A 16821-nucleotide genomic window follows, 5' to 3' on the forward strand; every position below is an offset into this window, starting at 1 on the left:
CACCCGGACGCATTCGTGCGCATTTACGCGTTCAACCGGTCGACGATCGCACGCAGCGATTCGTAGCCCTTTTTCGCATACGCGTAGCTCGGCGCGACGGCCGGATCCTGCTCGGCCTCGACGACGAGCCAGCCTTCGTAGCCGGCGTCCTTCAGCGTGCGCAGCGTCGCGTCGTAGTCGAGCGCGCCGTCGCCCGGCACCGTGAACGTGCCGTTGATCACGCCGTTCAGGAAGCTCCAGCCGTCGTTGCGCGCCTGCGTGATCACCTGCGGCCGCACATCCTTGCAATGCACGTGCGCGACGCGCGCCACGTGTTTCTTCAGCAGCGTCACCGGGTCGGCCGCGCCGCCGAAATACGCGTGGCCGGTGTCGAACAGCAGGAACACCTTCGCCGGATCGGTCAATGCCATCAGCCGGTCGACGTCGTCCGGCGATTCGACGTACGCGCCCATGTGGTGATGGTAGGCGAGCTTGATCCCGTACGTGTCGAGCAGGTGCGCGCCGAACGCGTCGAGGCGCGCCGCGTAGCGCTGCCAGGCCGCGTCGTCGACGAAGCGCGGCCGCTTCGCGACCGGCGTCTCGATGCTGCCCTGGATCGTGCCCGCGCATTCGCCGTAGACGACGACCTTCACGTCGTTGAACTGCAGCTTCGTCATGTGCTCGCGGCAGCGCTCGAGTTCCGCCGCGACCGCATCGGCGTCGCTCATGCCCGGCGCGACTTCCGCGAGGAAGCCCGAATACCAGCCCGATACGCACACGAGCCCGAACTCGGCGAGCTTCGCCTTCAGCGCGGGGCCCGTCTTCGGAAACTTGTTGCCGAGCTCGAAGCCCGCATAGCCGATTTCGGCGCCTTCCTTCAGTGCCGTTTCGAGCGGCGTCTCGCCGCCAAGCGACGGCAGGTCGTCGTTCATCCACGACAGGGGGTTGATGCCGATGCGGACGTTCCAGCTCATGACGTGTTTCCTTGGTTCGGAGGGTGTGCTTGTCAGGTGATTTCGCGGGCGGCGTGCGCGATCAACGCCGCTGCCGGGTTTTTGCGTCGAGATACGCGCGGTGTGCGTCCTCGACGCCGGCGCGTCCGGACACCTGCGGCACCGCGACTTCCCACCATGCGCCGCCATCGTCGGTCGTGCGCCGGTGCGTGGTATCGATCACGAGCACCTGGCTCTTCTTCGCCGCGCGGGCGCGCTTCATCTCCTGGCGCAATTCGCCGATGTCGCGCACGTGCACGGCGTCGGCGCCCATTGCGCGCGCATGCATCGCGAAATCGATCGTCGAGCGCTCGCCGCCTTCGGGCACGCAGTCGTCGAGCATGTTGTTGAAGCTCGCGCCGCCGCAGTTCAGCTGCAGCCGCTCGATGCAGCCGTAGCCGCGGTTGTCGAGGATCACCACGATCAGCTTGCGGCCGAGCATCACGGACGTCGCGAGCTCCGCGTTGAGCATCATGTACGAGCCGTCGCCGACGATCACGATCACTTCGCGTTCGGGCCGCGCGAGCTTCGCGCCGAGGCCGCCCGCGACCTCGTAGCCCATGCACGAGTACGCGTAGTCCATGTGGTAGTTGCCCGGCACGCCGCTGCGCCACAGCTTGTGCAGCTCGGCCGGCAGCGTACCCGCCGCGCAGACGACGAGATCGTCGCGCGCGCTGTCGCGCCCTGCGTCGGCCGCGGAGTCGCGCACCGCGCCGATCACTTCCGCGTCGTACGGCAGCGTGTCCTTCGGGATGCGCGTCGTCAGGTCGGTCACGCGCGCGTTCCACGCGGCGGCCTGGTCGCGGCTCGCGGCGCTCCAGGCCGGATCGGCATGCCAGCCGGCCAGCGCGGCCGACAACTGGCCGAGGCCCGTGCGCGCATCGGCGACGAGTTGCCGGCCGCGTTTCTTGCCGGCGTCGAACGGCTGCACGTTCAGGCTGAGCAGCGTTGCTTCGCCGAACAGCGCATGCGAGCCGGTCGTGAAATCCTGCAGCCGCGTGCCGACCGCGAACACGACGTCGGCCTGCGCGGCCGCGCGGTTCGCGGCGGGTGAGCCCGTCACGCCGATCGCCCCGAGGTTCAGCGGGTGATCCCACGCGAGGCTGCCCTTGCCGGCCTGCGATTCGGCGACCGGCACGCCGTGTGCGTCGGCGAACGCGCGCAGCGCGTCCCACGCCTGGCTGTACAGCACGCCGCCGCCGGCGACGATCAGCGGCTTCTTCGCGGCCTTCAGCACATCGATGGCATCGGCGAGCTCGAGCGCGTCGGCCGGCGGCCGGCGCGTCCGGATCACCGGCGGCGCGAAGAAATCCTCGGGCCAGTCGTACGCGAACGTCTGCACGTCCTGCGGCAGCGCGAGACACACGGGGCCGCACTGCGCGGGATCGGTCATCACCTGGATCGCGCGCGGCAACGCGACGAGCAACTGCTCGGGCGACGTGATGCGGTCGAAATAGCGCGTCACGGGCCGGAAGCAGTCGTTCGCGCTGACGTCGCCCTGTTCGAAATCCTCGACCTGCTGCAGCACCGGGTCGGGCAACCGCGACACGAATACGTCGCCGGGCAGCAGCAGCAGCGGCAGCCGGCCGACGTGCGCAAGCGCGGCGGACGTCAGCATGTTGGTCGCGCCGGGGCCGATGCTCGACGTCGCGGCCATCATCCGCTGGCGGAAATTCGCTTTCGCGAACGCGACGGCCGCGTTGGCCATCCCTTGTTCGTTGTGCGCGCGGAACGTCGGCAGCCGTTCTTTCTCGGCATGCAGCGCTTCGCCGAGCCCGGCCACGTTGCCGTGGCCGAAGATCGCGAACACGCCGCCGCAGTACGGCAGGATCTCGGTGCGGCCGTCCGGCTGGACGACTTCGGCGCGCAGGGCGGCCAGGTAGCGCACGAGCGCCTGGCTGACGGTCAGTCTCACGGTGGTGGTCATCGTCGGTCGATAGAGAGGTGTCGGGTGGTCGTCACGGGCACATGCATCAAGCTGCGGCGGCGCGCGCGGCGGCACGGCGGCCGAGCCATGCGTCGACGAGCTGCGTGAAGTTGCCGGCGACTTCGTCGATCAGCGCCTGGTCGTCGATGCGGCCGGCGAACCAGTTCAGCGACGCATCGGCCCACAGCGTGCGCCCGACCATGAAGCCCTTGACGATCGGGTTGGTCGCCGAGCGGAAGCTGTCGACGAGATACTGCAGCGGCTGGTTCAGCCCGAGGATCACCGCGCCGCGGCAATGCGGGTCGCGCTCGGCGATCAGCGCGGCGAGCCGCGTCCAGCCGTCAGCGCTCAGCGGCGTGAGCTTCCACCATTCGGGTTTCACGCCGAGGTTGTAGAAGCGCGCGACCGTGCGCAGCACCGCGTCGTCCTCGGTGCCGGCCGGCGTGACCGCGCGCGGCGGAATCATTTCCAGCAGCAGCTCGTTGCCGCTGGCGCGCGTGGCTTCCCACAGCTCCAGCACGCGCTGCTCCTGCTCGACGCGCAGGTCGACGTTGTCGTCGGGGTGGTAGTGGACGAGGCACTTCACGACCTGTTCGGTCGGCCAGTGCGTGAGCGACGAGCCGACCGAGCGCGTCTCGTCGAAACGCAGCGGCCGCGACCCCGGCAGCTCGACCGGGCGGCCGACCCACCAGCCGCGCCCGGTGGCCGACGCGAGCGCGTCGCTGCCGTAGGCGCCGCCGTCGATCAGCACGCCGACGTGGCCTTCGATATGACGATCGCGCTCGACCTGTTCGACCGCGCGCACGAGCAGGCGCTTCAGCATCTTGATCCGTGCTTCGTCCGCACCGGCCTGCACCGCGAGTTCGTAGAACTGGCTGCGATGGTCGAACGCCATCACGCACAGGTCGTCCCATTCGCGGCGCGGCACCGTCACGCGGTGCAGGTGGGCGAGCGTGCGGTCGGCGTCGACCACGGGATTGCGGCTGCCGTCGAACCAGTGCGCGAGTTCGGCCGGCGTCGGCATCGCGGCCGAGCAGGCATGGCGCGACACGACGATCGCGCCGCACGCGTTCGCGATGCGTGTCGATTCGGCCCAGTCGCGGCCACGCAGCAGCCCCGACAGCAGGCCCGACAGGAATGCGTCGCCCGCGCCGAGCACGTTGAGCACCTCGACGCGTTCGCCGAGGAACGTCGGCGCCTCGTCGATGCCGGCCGGCACGTCGCCTTCGATCACGCAGCAGCCGAGCGCGCCGCGCTTGACGACCAAGGTCGCGTTCGTGATGTTGCGTACCGCCTGCAGCGAGCCGATCAGGTCGTGCGGCGCGCCGCCCGCGATCAGGAATTCCTCCTCGGTGCCGACCAGCAGGTCGAATTCGCCGAGTACCTGCTGCAGCTGCCGCGTCACCTGTGCATCCGGCACGTAGCGGTTCTCGCCGGCGCCGCGCGCGGTCAGCCCCCACAGCACGGGCCGGTAGTCGATGTCGAGGATCCGCACGACGCCGTGGCGGCGCGCATGGCCGAGCGCGGTCAGCGACGCTTCGCGCGTGGCCGGCGTCGACAGGTGCGTACCGGTGATCGACAGCGCGCGACAACCGGCGATGAAGTCCTCGCTGATCTCGTCGGCGCGCACGGCCATGTCCGCACAGTTCTCCCGCACGAACAGCAGCGGGAACGTGTCGCGATCCTTCAGCCCGAGCAACACCAGCGCGGTGAGGCGTTCGCGGTCGGTCTGCAGCTGGCTCGTGTCGCAGCCTTCGCGTTCGAGCGTTTCGCGCAGGAAGCGGCCCATCTGCTCGTCGCCGACGCGCGAAATCATCGCGGTCTTCAGCCCGAGCCGCGCGACGCCGAATGCGACGTTGCCCGACGAGCCGCCGAGATACATCTGGAAGCTGCGCGCGTCTTCCAGCCGGCTGCCGTACTGCTGCGCATAGAGATCCACGGCCACGCGGCCGAGGCAGGCGAGATCGATGGGGCGGTCACTCGGAAAGTTCAGCTGGCTCATATCACGTGTCACGCTCGCGGCCGGCGTTCGGCGCTGCCGGCAGATTAGGGGACCGATCCTCTGGCCGCAGTCCGCAACGTGCGCTGCACGACGCGGGACTGCCTGCCGCAGGGAATCGGGCTACGGACGCAGTCTAGACTTTTTGGAAATCCAGTTCCCTAGGTGAAATCACGTAGAAATAAATTTCCAAATTTTCGAGGAAGTGATCTACAGTTTCATCCGGATGCTTCAGTCCGTATCGGACTTGGCCCGGCGGCGCGCAACGCGCCGTCTTCCGCCCCCCGGAGATGAGGAGACAGATTGATCATGAAGACCAAGCTGATGGCCGTCGCGGCCGCCGCAATCCTGGCTGCGCCGCTCGCGCATGCCGAGAAGATCGGCGTGACGATGGCGTCGTTCGACGACACGTTCCTGACCATCCTGCGCAACAGCATCGCCGATTCGGCGAAGAAGGACGGTGCGACCGTGCAGATCGAGGACGGCGGCAATGACGTCGGCAAGCAGTTGAGCCAGGTCCAGAACATGATCGCGCAGAAGGTCGACGCGATCATCGTGAACGCGGTCGATACCGACGCGACGCCGAAGATCACGAAGATGGTGACGGCAGCGAAGATCCCGCTCGTCTACGTGAACCGCAAGCCGGTCGATTTCGACAAGCTGCCGGCGGGCGTCGCGGTCGTCGCGTCCGACGAAAAGCAGTCGGGCACGCTGCAGGCGCGCCAGGTGTGCAAGCTGCTCGGCGGCAAGGGCGACATCCTCGTGCTGATGGGCGAGCTGTCCAACGAATCGGCGCGCGCCCGCACCAAGGACATCGAGGACGTGATCGCGACGAAGGATTGCTCGGGCATGAAGATCGTCGACAAGCGCGAAGGCAAGTGGAGCCGCACGCAGGGCCAGGACATCACGATGAACTGGCTGAGCTCCGGCATGAAGTACGACGCGATCATCTCCAACAACGACGAGATGGCGATCGGCGCGATCAATGCGCTGAAGGCGGCCCGCAAGTGGACGCCGAAGACGATCGTCGCGGGTATCGACGCGACGCCGGACGGGCTCGCGTCGATGAAGAGCGGCGACCTGAAGGTGTCCGTGTACCAGAACGCGGCCGGGCAGGGTGCGCAGGCGGTGGCCGCTGCGCTCAAGCTCGCGAAGAAGCAGCCCGTCGACCGTTACGTGAACGTGCCGTTCGAACTCGTGACGCCCGAGAACATGAACCAGTACGCCAAGCACTGAGCGGCGATCCGTTGAACTGCGCGGGCCCGGCACGGCCGGGTTCGCGCGCGACTTGTCGAGGAACGTCCATGTTTACAGCCAGAGTCGCGCGCCCGATGGCCGGTGACGATGCGTCGGCCGCTTCGCCCGGCGCGGCCGGCGAGGCCGCTGCGCCGGCTTCTTCCGCGGCCGACTGCGTGCTCGAGGTGCGCGGCGTCGGCAAGTCCTTTCCCGGCGTCGTCGCGCTCGACGGCGTGCAGTTCCGCGTGCGCCGCGGCACCGTTCATGCACTGATGGGCGAGAACGGCGCCGGCAAGTCCACGCTGATGAAGATCATCGCGGGCGTCTACACGCCCGACCAGGGCGAGATCCTGATCAACGGCGAACCGGTTGTGCTGAACGGCCCGCTCGATGCGCTCGACCGCGGGATCGCGATGATCCACCAGGAACTCAACCTGATGCCGTACATGACGGTCGCGGAGAACATCTGGATCCGCCGCGAACCGAAGAACCGCTTCGGCCTGATCGACCACGCGGAGCTGCGCCGCCGTACGGCCGCGCTGTTCGAGCGGCTGTCGATCGACATCGATCCGGAAACCGACGTGCAGACGCTGACGGTCGCGAGCCGCCAGATGGTCGAGATCGCGAAGGCCGTGTCGTTCGACTCGGACGTGCTGATCATGGACGAGCCGACCTCCGCGCTGACCGACAAGGAAGTCACGCACCTGTTCCGGATCATTCGCCAGCTGCGCGAGCAGGGCAAGGGCATCGTCTACATCACGCACAAGATGAACGAGCTGTTCGAGATCGCCGACGAGTTCTCGGTGTTCCGCGACGGCAAGTACATCGGCACGCATGCGTCGAGCGACGTCACGCGCGACGACATCATCCGCATGATGGTCGGGCGCGAGATCACGCAGATGTTCCCGAAGGAAGAAGTGCCGATCGGCGACGTCGTGCTGGCGGTGAAGGATCTCGGCGTCGACGGCGTGTTCCGCGACGTGAGCTTCGAGCTGCGCGCGGGCGAGATCCTCGGCGTCGCGGGCCTCGTCGGGTCGGGGCGCTCGAACGTCGCGGAGGCGCTGTTCGGCGTCGTGCCGGCCACGTCGGGCGAGATCCGCATCGACGGCAAGCCGGTGCGGATCGCGACGCCCGCGCAGGCGATGAAGCACGGGATGGCGTTCCTCACCGAGGATCGCAAGGACACCGGCTGCTTCCTGAATCTCGACCTGCTCGCGAACATGGAGGCGGCGGTGCTCAGCCACCGCTACGTGAAGTTCAACTTCGTGCAGCAGGCGCAGTTGAAGCGCGACTGCGAAGAAATGAGCCGGACGCTGCGCGTGAAGTCGCCCGGTCTGCACGAGGAAATCCAGAACCTGTCGGGCGGCAACCAGCAGAAGGTGCTGATCGGCCGCTGGCTGCTCACGCAGCCGCGCATCCTGATTCTCGACGAACCGACGCGCGGCATCGACGTCGGCGCGAAGGCCGAGATCCACCGGCTCGTCAGCGCGCTCGCCGGCAAGGGCGTCGCGGTGCTGATGATCTCGTCGGAGATGCCGGAAGTGCTGGGGATGAGCGATCGCGTGATGGTGATGCACGAAGGGCGCATGACCGGCATCGTCGATCGCAAGGACGCCGACCAGGTCCGCATCATGGATCTCGCGTCGCGCTGAGCCGCAACAAGATTGGAGACAACTGAAATGGGCAACCTGAACCCGGTCGCGGATGCGCAGACCATGACACTCAAGTCGCGGCACGCGAAGTGGCCGCCCGAGCTGAGCATCTTCCTCGTGCTGGTCGGCATCAGCCTGTTCTTCGAGATCGTCGGCTGGATCGTCGTCGGCCAGAGCTTCCTGTTCAATACCGAGCGGCTCGAGATCATCGTGCTGCAGATGGCCGTGATCGGCATCATCGCGGTCGGCGTGAACCTCGTGATCATCACCAGCGGGATCGACCTGTCGTCGGGGTCGGTCGTTGCGGCCGCCGCCGTCGTATCGGCGAGCCTCGCGCAGGTGTCGGATTTCCCGCGCGCCGTGTTTCCGCACCTGACCGACCTGCCGATCATCTGGCCGGTGCTGGCCGGCGTGTGCGTCGGGCTGCTGGTCGGCCTGCTGAACGGCACGCTGATCGCGATGACGGGCATCCCGCCGTTCATCGCGACGCTCGGCACGATGGTCGCCGCGCGCGGCTTCGCGAAGTGGTTCACCAACGGGATGCCGGTGTCGATGCTGACCGACCCGTTCGCGGCCATCGGCTCGGGCGCCAATCCGGTGATCATCTTTCTCGTGATCGCGGCGATCTTCCACGTCGTGCTGCGCTACACGCGTTTCGGCAAGTACACCTATGCGATCGGCGCGAACCGTCACGCGGCCGTCGTGTCGGGTATCAACGTCACGCGGCACCTGATCTTCGTCTATGCGATCGCGGGCCTCCTGAGCGGCATCGCGGGCACCGTGACGGCCGCCCGTGCGATCTCCGGCCAGTCGGGCATGGGCGTGATGTACGAGCTCGATGCGATCGCGGCTGTCGTGATCGGCGGCACGTCGCTGTCGGGCGGCCTCGGCCGCGTGACGGGCACCGTGATCGGCGTGCTGATCCTCGGCGTGATGACCTCGGGCTTCACGTTCATCCGCATCGACGCGTATTACCAGGAGATGGTGAAGGGCGCGATCATTGTCGCGGCCGTGATCGCCGACCAGTACCGCAACAAGAAGACGCGTCGCTGAGCGTACGCGTGCGCACGGAACCCGCCTTCGCGAAGGACGCCCGATGAAGATCGCGCTGGACCCTTACATGATTCGCCACCTGCCGCTCGACCGGCTGCCGCACGCGGTGGCCGAGCTCGGCTACGACCAGATCGAGCTGTCGCCGCGCAGCGACTTTCTCGACTGGTGGGTGATGCCGCGCGCGACCCGCGAGCGCATGGCCGCGTTTCGCCGGGCGATGCGCGCGAGCGGCGTCGGCCTCGTGTCGCTGCAGCCGATGTACCGCTGGGCGAGCCCGTGCGAGGACGAGCGGCAATGGGCCGTGCGGTGCTGGAAGAAGGCGATCGACGTGGCGCTCGAAATGGAGTGCGCGCTGATGGTGTCGGAGTTCGGGCGCGGCGCGTCGCCCGAGCGCTCGGTCGGCGAGCGGCCGGGCGTGAACCCGAGGGAGCTGTGCGAGGCCGCGTGGTTCCGGTCGATGGACGAGCTGCTGCCGATCCTCGAGCGCGAGCGCATCGTGCTGTCGGTCGAGCCGCATCCGGAGGACTGGATCGAGCAGCTGCAGCCGGCGATCGACATCGTCACGAACCTCGGCTCGCCGTCGCTGAAGCTGTCGTACATCGCGCCGCACACGTTTTATTACGGCGACGACATGGCCGCGATGATCGCGCAGGCCGCGCCGATCCTCGCTCACGTGCGGGTGGCCGACACCTTCGATCACCGCAAGAGCAGCCAGCTGCGCTACATCGTGAACCCGCCCGGCTCGACCCAGATCCGCGTGCACCAGCATCTCGACATCGGGCAGGGCGAGATCGACTGGGACCTGTTTTTCGGCGCGCTCGGCGCGGCAGGCTTCGACGGCGTGATGTCGTCGTGCGTGTTCGCGTGGGAGGACCGCGCGGAAGCGTCGTCGCGCTACATGCGCGACACGATCCAGCGCTACGTCGATCGTCATTTCGATCGCACCGCGCGCTGACTGATGACTGACCGGCGCGGCACGGGCCGCGCCGCTGATGAACGACTGGAGACTCGTAGATGACCTTGCAAATCGGCGTGATCGGCTGCGGCGCGATCGGCCAGGACCATATCCGCAGACTGACCCGCACGCTGTCCGGTGCACGCGTCGTGGCCGTCAACGACATCGATCCGCAGCAGGCGCGCGATGCGGTGACGAAATACGGGCTCGACGCCGAGATCTACGGTGACGGACATGAAGTGGTCGCGGCCGCCGACGTGCAGGCCGTGCTCGTCACGTCGTGGGGGCCGACGCACGAAGCGTTCGTGCTCGATGCGATCGCGCACGGCAAGCCCGTGTTCTGCGAAAAGCCGCTCGCGGTGACGGCCGACGGTTGCATGCGGATCGTCGAAGCGGAAGTCGCGCACGGCAGGCGGCTCGTGCAGGTCGGCTTCATGCGGCCGTACGACGAAGGCTATCGCGCGCTGAAGCGCGTGATCGACAGCGGCGAGATCGGCGCACCGCTGATGCTGCATTGCGCGCACCGTAACCAGTCGGTCGGCGAGCGCTACACGACCGACATGGCGATCACCGATACGCTGATCCACGAGCTCGACGTGCTGCGCTGGCTGCTCGGCGAGGATTACACGAGCACGCAGGTCGTCTATCCGAAGAAGACGCGCCATGCGTCCGCGCATCTCGCCGATCCGCAGATCGTGCTGCTCGAAACCGCGAGCGGCGTGCGCATCGACGTCGAGATCTTCGTGAACTGCCAGTACGGCTATGACATTCAATGCGAGGTGGTCGGCGAGCAGGGCATCGCGAAGCTGCCCGATCCGCCGGCCGTCGGGCTCAAGCATGCGGCGCGGCAGTCGGTCGAGATCATGACCGACTGGAAGGAGCGTTTCATCGCGTCGTACGACGTCGAGCTGCAGGCGTTCATCGACGGCGTGCGGCAGGGCGCGCTCACCGGGCCGTCCGCGTGGGACGGCTATGCGGCGGCGGTCGCGGCCGACGCCTGCGTGCGGGCGCAGAAGAGCGGTGCAGTCGAGCCGATCGCGATGGCCGAGCGTCCCGCGTTCTATCGCGGCTGACCCGCGGCCGCGCGCCGCTTACCTGCCGGACAGATCGCCATGACGATGAAGATTGGTTGCGCGCCGTGCTGCTGGGGCGTCGACGACGTGAAGAACCCGCACCTGCCGCCGTGGCGGCACGTGCTCGCCGAGGCCGCGCAGGCCGGCTACTCGGGCATCGAGCTCGGGCCGTACGGCTACATCCCGCTCGAACTCGACGTGGTGAGCGCCGAGCTCGGGCGGCAGCGTCTGAGCATCACCGCCGGCACGATCTTCGACGATCTCGTGTCGCCGGAAAACCTGCCGAACCTGCTGCGCCAGACGCGCGACATCTGCGCGCTGATCACGCGGCTGCCGAAGCTGCCGACGCAGGACGGCCAGCGCCATGCAGCGCCGTACCTGGTCGTGATGGACTGGGGGCACGAGGAACGCGACTACGCGGCCGGCCACGCAGATCGTGCGCCGCGGCTGTCCGGCGAGCGCTGGGCGCGGATGGTCGATCACGTCCGGCAGATCGCGACGGTCGCCCGCGACGAATTCGGCGTGCGCGCGGTGATCCATCCGCATGCGGGCGGCTACATCGAGTTCGCGGACGAGATCGACCGGATCGTCGCCGAGATTCCCGCCGACACGGCCGGCCTCTGTCTCGACACCGGCCACCTGCATTACTCGGGCATGGACCCGGAAACGTGGCTGCGACGCCATGCGGCGCGTCTCGACTACGTGCATTTCAAGGATATCGACGCGGCCGTGTACGACGCGGTGATGGGCGAACACATCGCGTTCTTCGCCGCGTGCGCGCGCGGCGTGATGTGCCCGATCGGCACCGGCGTGCTCGACTACCGGTCGATCCGCTGCGCGCTCGACGACATCGGCTATGCCGGGTACATCACGATCGAACAGGAGCGCGACCCGCGCAATGCCGGCACGAGCCTGCGCGACGTGGCCGCGAGCCGAGCGTTTCTCGCGTCGGCCGGATTTGCATGACCCCCGAACACGCACCAGGAACCCCATCATCATGATTGACGGACAGATTCTGCTTGGACATTCGATTCGCTGGGGCATGGTCGGCGGCGGCCTCGGCAGCCAGATCGGCTACAGCCACCGGTCGGCCGCGTTGCGCGACGGCAGCTTCCAGCTGGTCGCCGGCGCATTCGACATCGATCCCGAGCGCGGTCGCCAGTTCGGCGTGAAGCTCGGCGTCGCGGCCGAGCGCTGCTATCCCGACTACGCGACGATGTTCGATGCCGAGGCACGCCGCCCGGACGGCATCCGCGCGGTGTCGATCGCGACGCCGAACAACACGCACTTCGAGATCTGCCGCGCCGCGCTGAACGCGGGGCTGCACGTGGTCTGCGAGAAACCGCTGTGCTTCACGACCGACGAGGCCGAGACGCTGCAACGGCTGTCGGTCGAGAAGAACCGGATCGTCGGCGTCGCGTACGGCTACTCGGGGCACCAGATGATCGAGCAGGCGCGCGAGATGATCGCGCGCGGCGACCTCGGCGAGATCCGCATCGTGCAGATGCAGTTCGCGCACGGGTTCCACAGCGAGGGCGTCGAGGCCGCGAGTGCGGCCGCGCGCTGGCGCGTCGACCCGAAGTTCGCGGGCCCGAGCTACGTGCTCGGCGACATCGGCACGCATCCGCTGTACATCTCCGAGGTGATGGTGCCGGAACTGAAGATCCGGCGGCTGATGTGTTCGCGGCAGAGCTTCGTGAAGAGCCGCGCACCGCTCGAGGACAACGCGTTCACGATCATGGAATACGACACCGGAGCGATCGGCTACGTGTGGTCGAGCGCGGTGAACGCCGGCTCGATGCACAGCCAGAAGGTGCGCGTGATCGGCTCGAAGGCGAGCGTCGAATGGTGGGACGAGCATCCGAACCAGCTGCGCTACGAAGTGCAGGGCCAGCCCGCGCAGGTGCTCGATCGCGGAATGGGCTACCTGCACCCGGAAGCGCTGCGCGAGGATCGCATCGGCGCCGGGCACCCGGAAGGGCTGTTCGAGGCGTGGTCGAACCTCTACGCGCGCTTCGCGCTCGCGATGGATGCGGCCGATCGCGGCGACGCCGAGGCGCTGAAGAACATCCGCTATCCGGACGTTCACGCGGGCGTCGAAGGCGTGCGCTGGGTCGAGAACTGCGTGCGCTCGGCCGACGCGGGCAGCGTGTGGGTCGACTATCGCTGAGCCGGGCAGGCCGGCCGCGCCACGCTTCGCGGCGACAGCCGGCCTTGGTACACACCCTAATCTTTACGACGCCGCGAGAGCGTTGGACAATCGTTTCCAGCCTTGCCGTGGAGCGTGTGCAAGTGATGATCGAGCGCGTGGGAGCGAGCGTGCGGCGCGGGCCGTGCCGCAAACGTGATTAAATTCGCCCTTCATGCATGGTTCCAGTCGAGTCCCGGGCCGCGCCCGCCAGCATCGCGCGCGCATCGGGGCCGTCAACTTCGCGCTATCCGATGAGTTCATCCGAGAAACCTCCCGCCACCGTCGAGCAGTTCCTGCAGCATCTGACGCAGGAATACGACGGCCTCAGCAACCGCCTGAAGGTGATTGCGCGCCACGTGGAAACGCATCGGGACCAGCTTGGCCTGGAAGGCATCCAGTCGCTCGCGGAGGCCTGCGGCGTCCAGCCGTCGGCCGTCGTGCGCTTCGCGAAGCATTTCGGCTTCTCCGGCTTCTCCGAGATGCAGCGGCTGTTCCGCGAAGGGCTCGCGCAGCAGATCGCGCCGGGGCGTGCGTACAACCTGCGGCTGCGCGACGTGATCGAGGCCGGCTCGTCGAGCCTGCAGCCCGAACAGATCGCCGACGAATTCATCAAGGGCAGCATTGCCGGGATGCAGCAGCTGCGGCAGACGCTCGATTCGCAGGCGCTCGCGCAGGCCGTCGACCTGCTCGCCGATACGCAGGCGATCTGGATCGCGGGTTCGCGGCGCGCGTTTCCGATCGCCGTGTATCTCGACTATGCGCTGCAGCACACCGACAAGCGCATCGGGCTGTTCAGCGCGCTCGGCAGCATGCACCTCGGGCAGATCCGGTCGGTGCGCGAGGGCGACGTGATGATCGTGATCTCGTTCATGCCGTACGCGGAGGAAACCGTCCAGGTCGCGCAGCAGGCCGTGCAGCGCGGCGCGCGCGTGATCGCGATCACCGACAGCCGGATGAGCCCGCTCGCACGGGAGGCCGAGGTGACGCTGATGGTGCAGGACAGCGCGACGTTCGGTTTCCGCGCGCTGACGGCCACGATGGGCCTCGCACAGAGCCTGTTCGTCGCGCTCGCGTACCGGCTCGAGCTGTCGTACCTGCCGACCGCCGACGGCGCGCACGGCACGAAGGCCGGTTGATCGTGACGGCGCGGTGCACCGCCCGTGACCTCGATCGACGGGCGGCGCACCGGCCGGCTTACTTCGCGGTCGGCATCGCGAATTCGGCGCCCTTGCCGATGCTCGACGACCAGCGCTGCATCACCGACTTCTGACGCGTGTAGAAGCGCACGCCTTCCTCGCCGTACGCGTGCATGTCGCCGAACAGGCTCTTCTTCCAGCCGCCGAAGCCGTGCCACGCCATCGGCACCGGGATCGGCACGTTGATGCCGACCATGCCGACCTGGATGCGCCGCGAGAATTCGCGTGCGATGCCGCCGTCGCTCGTGAAGCACGACACGCCGTTGCCGAACTCGTGCGCGTTGATCAGGTCGACCGCTTCGCCGAAATCCTTCACGCGCACGCAGCCGAGCACCGGCCCGAAGATTTCTTCCTGGTAGATCCGCATGTCGGGCGTCACGTGGTCGAACAGCGTGCCGCCGGTGAAGAAGCCTGCCTCGCGGCCCGGCACGCTCAGCCCGCGGCCGTCGACCACCAGCTGCGCGCCTTCGCTGACGCCTTGCTCGATATAGCCTTCGATGCGCTTCAGCGCCTCGCCGGTGACGATCGGGCCCATCTCGACTTCCGGCGACATGCCGTCGCCGATCACGAGCTTGCGCGCGCGCTCCGCCACGGCCGGCACGATCCGGTCCGCTACGTCGCCGACCAGCACCGCGATGCTGATCGCCATGCAGCGCTCGCCCGCCGAGCCGTACGCGGCGCCGATCAGCGCGTCGACGGCCTGCTCGATGTTCGCATCGGGCATCACGACCAGGTGGTTCTTCGCGCCGCCCAACGCCTGCACGCGCTTGCCCGACTGCACCGCGCGCTGCTGCACGTAGGCCGCGATCGGCGTCGAGCCGACGAAGCTGACGGCCTGCACGTCGGGGTGGTCGAGCAGCGCGTCGACCGCGCCCTTGCCGCCCTGCACGACGTTGAACACGCCGGCCGGCAGCCCGGCCTGCGTGAGCAGGTCGGCGATGAACAGCGCGGCCGACGGGTCGCGCTCGCTCGGCTTCAGCACGAACGTGTTGCCCGTCGCGATCGCGACCGGGAACATCCAGCACGGCACCATGCACGGGAAGTTGAACGGCGTGATGCCGGCGACGACGCCGAGCGGCTGGCGCATCGTCCAGTTGTCGATGCCGGTGCTGACCTGGTCGGTGAAGTCGCCCTTCAGCAGCTGAGGCACGCCGCAGGCGAATTCGACGATGTCGATGCCGCGCGCGACTTCGCCCTGCGCGTCGGAGAACACCTTGCCGTGCTCGGCCGTGATGATCGCCGCGAGCGCGTCGCGGTGTTCGTTCATCAGCTGCAGGAAGCGGTGCAGCACGCGTGCGCGGCGGATCGGCGGCGTCGCGGCCCAGGCCGGGAACGCGGCGTGGGCCGACGCGACGGCCTGCTGCACTTCGCTGTCGTCGGCGAGCGCCACGCGGCGCACCGCGCGGCCGAGCGCCGGGTTGAGGACGTCCTGGAAGCGGCCGCTGCGGCCGGCAACGGGCGCGCCGTCGACATAGTGGCCGACGTCGGCGTCGGACGTGTACGCGGGAACCGGATTCATCGTGTCTCCTGGGGATGAGGGGGGAACAGGATCCAGTCTAGGGAAACCGGCAGGGCGGGAGAAGGCCGCGAAACTTGATTCACTGTTCAGAATTCTGAATAATCAATGGATGAATCAGCAAAATGTCCAGGCGCTCTGGCCGCATATCCATTCGCTGACGGTGCTGGCCGCGGCCGGCAGTTTCACGGCTGCCGCGCAGCGGCTCGGCATCAGCAAGGCCGCGATGAGCCAGCGCATCGCCGATCTCGAAAAGGCGGCCGGCGTGCCGCTCGTGCGCCGCACGACGCGCAGCGTGCGGCTCACCGACGCGGGCCAGACGCTCGTCGACAGCACGCGCGACGCGTTCGAGTCGATCGGCCAGCATTTCGCGCGCGTGAAGGATCTGGCCGGCGAACCGCGCGGGCTGCTGCGCCTGACGGTGCCCGTTGCGCTCGGGCGCCAGCAGGTCGTGCCGCACCTGCCCGATTTCCTGCGGCAGCATCCGGGCGTACAGATCGAGCTCGACCTGTCGGACCGGCTGCATTCGCTGACGCAGGAGGGCTTCGACCTCGCGATCCGTCACACGACTACCGCGCCGCAGACCCACGTCGCATGGAGGCTGTGCGATACGCGCTCGCTGCTGGTCGCGAGCCGCGACTACCTCGACGCGCGCGGCGCGCCGCGCCACCCGAGCGAGCTCGTCGATCACAGCTGCCTGTGCTACCTGCGCGACAACGAGCCGGCTGCGTGGAGCTTCGAGCCGCACGGCCGGCGGCGCGAGCGCGTGAGCGTGCCGGTGCGCGGCAGTTTCGCGGCGAACAACAGCGAGGCGATGCGCGAGGCCGCGCTCGGCGGGCTCGGCATTGCGCTGCTGCCGGATTTCAGCGCGCAGCGCGATCTCGACGCCGGCCGGCTCGTCGCGCTGCTCGACGGCTGGCGGCCGTCGGGCGCGTTCGGCGACCACATCTTCGCGATCCGCCCGTACAGCCCGGTCGTGCCGAGCGCGGTGCGCGCGCTCGTGCGGCACCTGCGCGAGCGGCTCGCGGGCGGCTTCGCCGGCGCGTGAGCCC

13 protein-coding genes are annotated in these 16821 nt (G+C 68.2%); 9 read left to right on the plus strand and 4 right to left on the minus strand.

Translation table 11 applies throughout. The annotated features are described in order from the left end of the window. Positions 1 to 23: 23 nt before the first annotated feature. The 3 genes from iolE to AC5LXK_RS07450 form a co-directional block, all read right to left on the minus strand. Complete coding sequence (gene iolE / locus AC5LXK_RS07440) at positions 24 to 953, minus strand: myo-inosose-2 dehydratase (protein ID WP_493390998.1); 930 nt, start codon at positions 951 to 953, stop codon at positions 24 to 26. A gap of 61 nt (positions 954 to 1014) precedes the next feature. After that, a complete protein-coding gene (iolD, locus tag AC5LXK_RS07445; RefSeq protein WP_493390999.1) occupies positions 1015 to 2898 on the minus strand; it encodes a 3D-(3,5/4)-trihydroxycyclohexane-1,2-dione acylhydrolase (decyclizing) in 1884 nt (627 codons plus the stop codon). Between the two features lie 46 nt (positions 2899 to 2944). After that, entirely contained in the window at positions 2945 to 4900 is a 1956-nt protein-coding gene (locus AC5LXK_RS07450; protein ID WP_493391000.1) for a bifunctional 5-dehydro-2-deoxygluconokinase/5-dehydro-2-deoxyphosphogluconate aldolase, read from the minus strand. 306 nt (positions 4901 to 5206) lie between these two features. On the opposite strand from AC5LXK_RS07450, the gene AC5LXK_RS07455 reads away from it, so the two are divergent. The 8 genes from AC5LXK_RS07455 to AC5LXK_RS07490 all read left to right on the plus strand — a co-directional run bounded on the left by AC5LXK_RS07455 (position 5207) and on the right by AC5LXK_RS07490 (position 14193). Further along, a complete protein-coding gene (locus AC5LXK_RS07455) occupies positions 5207 to 6133 on the plus strand; it encodes a sugar ABC transporter substrate-binding protein (RefSeq protein ID WP_493391001.1) in 927 nt (308 codons plus the stop codon). A 68-nt stretch (positions 6134 to 6201) separates the two neighbouring features. Beyond that, positions 6202 to 7785, plus strand: a complete 1584-nt coding sequence (locus AC5LXK_RS07460; protein WP_493391002.1) for a sugar ABC transporter ATP-binding protein — start codon at positions 6202 to 6204, stop codon at positions 7783 to 7785. A gap of 27 nt (positions 7786 to 7812) precedes the next feature. Then, entirely contained in the window at positions 7813 to 8838 is a 1026-nt protein-coding gene (locus AC5LXK_RS07465) for an ABC transporter permease (RefSeq protein ID WP_493391003.1), read from the plus strand. 43 nt (positions 8839 to 8881) lie between these two features. Further along, positions 8882 to 9793 (plus strand): sugar phosphate isomerase/epimerase family protein, encoded by a 912-nt coding sequence (locus AC5LXK_RS07470; protein WP_493391004.1) that lies wholly within the window; start codon positions 8882 to 8884, stop codon positions 9791 to 9793. Positions 9794 to 9852: 59 nt separating this feature from the next. Then, the gene (iolG, locus tag AC5LXK_RS07475; RefSeq protein WP_493391005.1) at positions 9853 to 10866 is read left to right on the plus strand and encodes a bifunctional inositol 2-dehydrogenase/D-chiro-inositol 1-dehydrogenase; all 1014 of its coding nucleotides are present in this window, start codon (positions 9853 to 9855) and stop codon (positions 10864 to 10866) included. Between the two features lie 39 nt (positions 10867 to 10905). Further along, positions 10906 to 11832, plus strand: a complete 927-nt coding sequence (locus tag AC5LXK_RS07480) for a TIM barrel protein (protein WP_493391006.1) — start codon at positions 10906 to 10908, stop codon at positions 11830 to 11832. A gap of 31 nt (positions 11833 to 11863) precedes the next feature. Beyond that, positions 11864 to 13036: a Gfo/Idh/MocA family protein gene (locus AC5LXK_RS07485; RefSeq protein ID WP_493391007.1), complete on the plus strand. Its 1173-nt coding sequence runs from the start codon at positions 11864 to 11866 to the stop codon at positions 13034 to 13036. A 272-nt stretch (positions 13037 to 13308) separates the two neighbouring features. Beyond that, the gene (locus AC5LXK_RS07490; RefSeq protein WP_493391008.1) at positions 13309 to 14193 is read left to right on the plus strand and encodes a MurR/RpiR family transcriptional regulator; all 885 of its coding nucleotides are present in this window, start codon (positions 13309 to 13311) and stop codon (positions 14191 to 14193) included. Positions 14194 to 14251: 58 nt separating this feature from the next. On the opposite strand, the gene AC5LXK_RS07495 is transcribed toward AC5LXK_RS07490, so the two are convergent. Continuing rightward, complete coding sequence (locus tag AC5LXK_RS07495; protein WP_493391009.1) at positions 14252 to 15772, minus strand: CoA-acylating methylmalonate-semialdehyde dehydrogenase; 1521 nt, start codon at positions 15770 to 15772, stop codon at positions 14252 to 14254. A gap of 109 nt (positions 15773 to 15881) precedes the next feature. Between AC5LXK_RS07495 and AC5LXK_RS07500 the strand changes: the two genes are divergently transcribed. After that, positions 15882 to 16817 carry a LysR family transcriptional regulator gene (locus AC5LXK_RS07500; protein WP_493391010.1) on the plus strand — a complete coding sequence of 312 codons (936 nt, stop codon included), beginning with the start codon at positions 15882 to 15884 and terminating at the stop codon, positions 16815 to 16817. Positions 16818 to 16821 lie beyond the last annotated feature (4 nt).

Source organism: Burkholderia pulmonis (assembly GCF_984667975.1).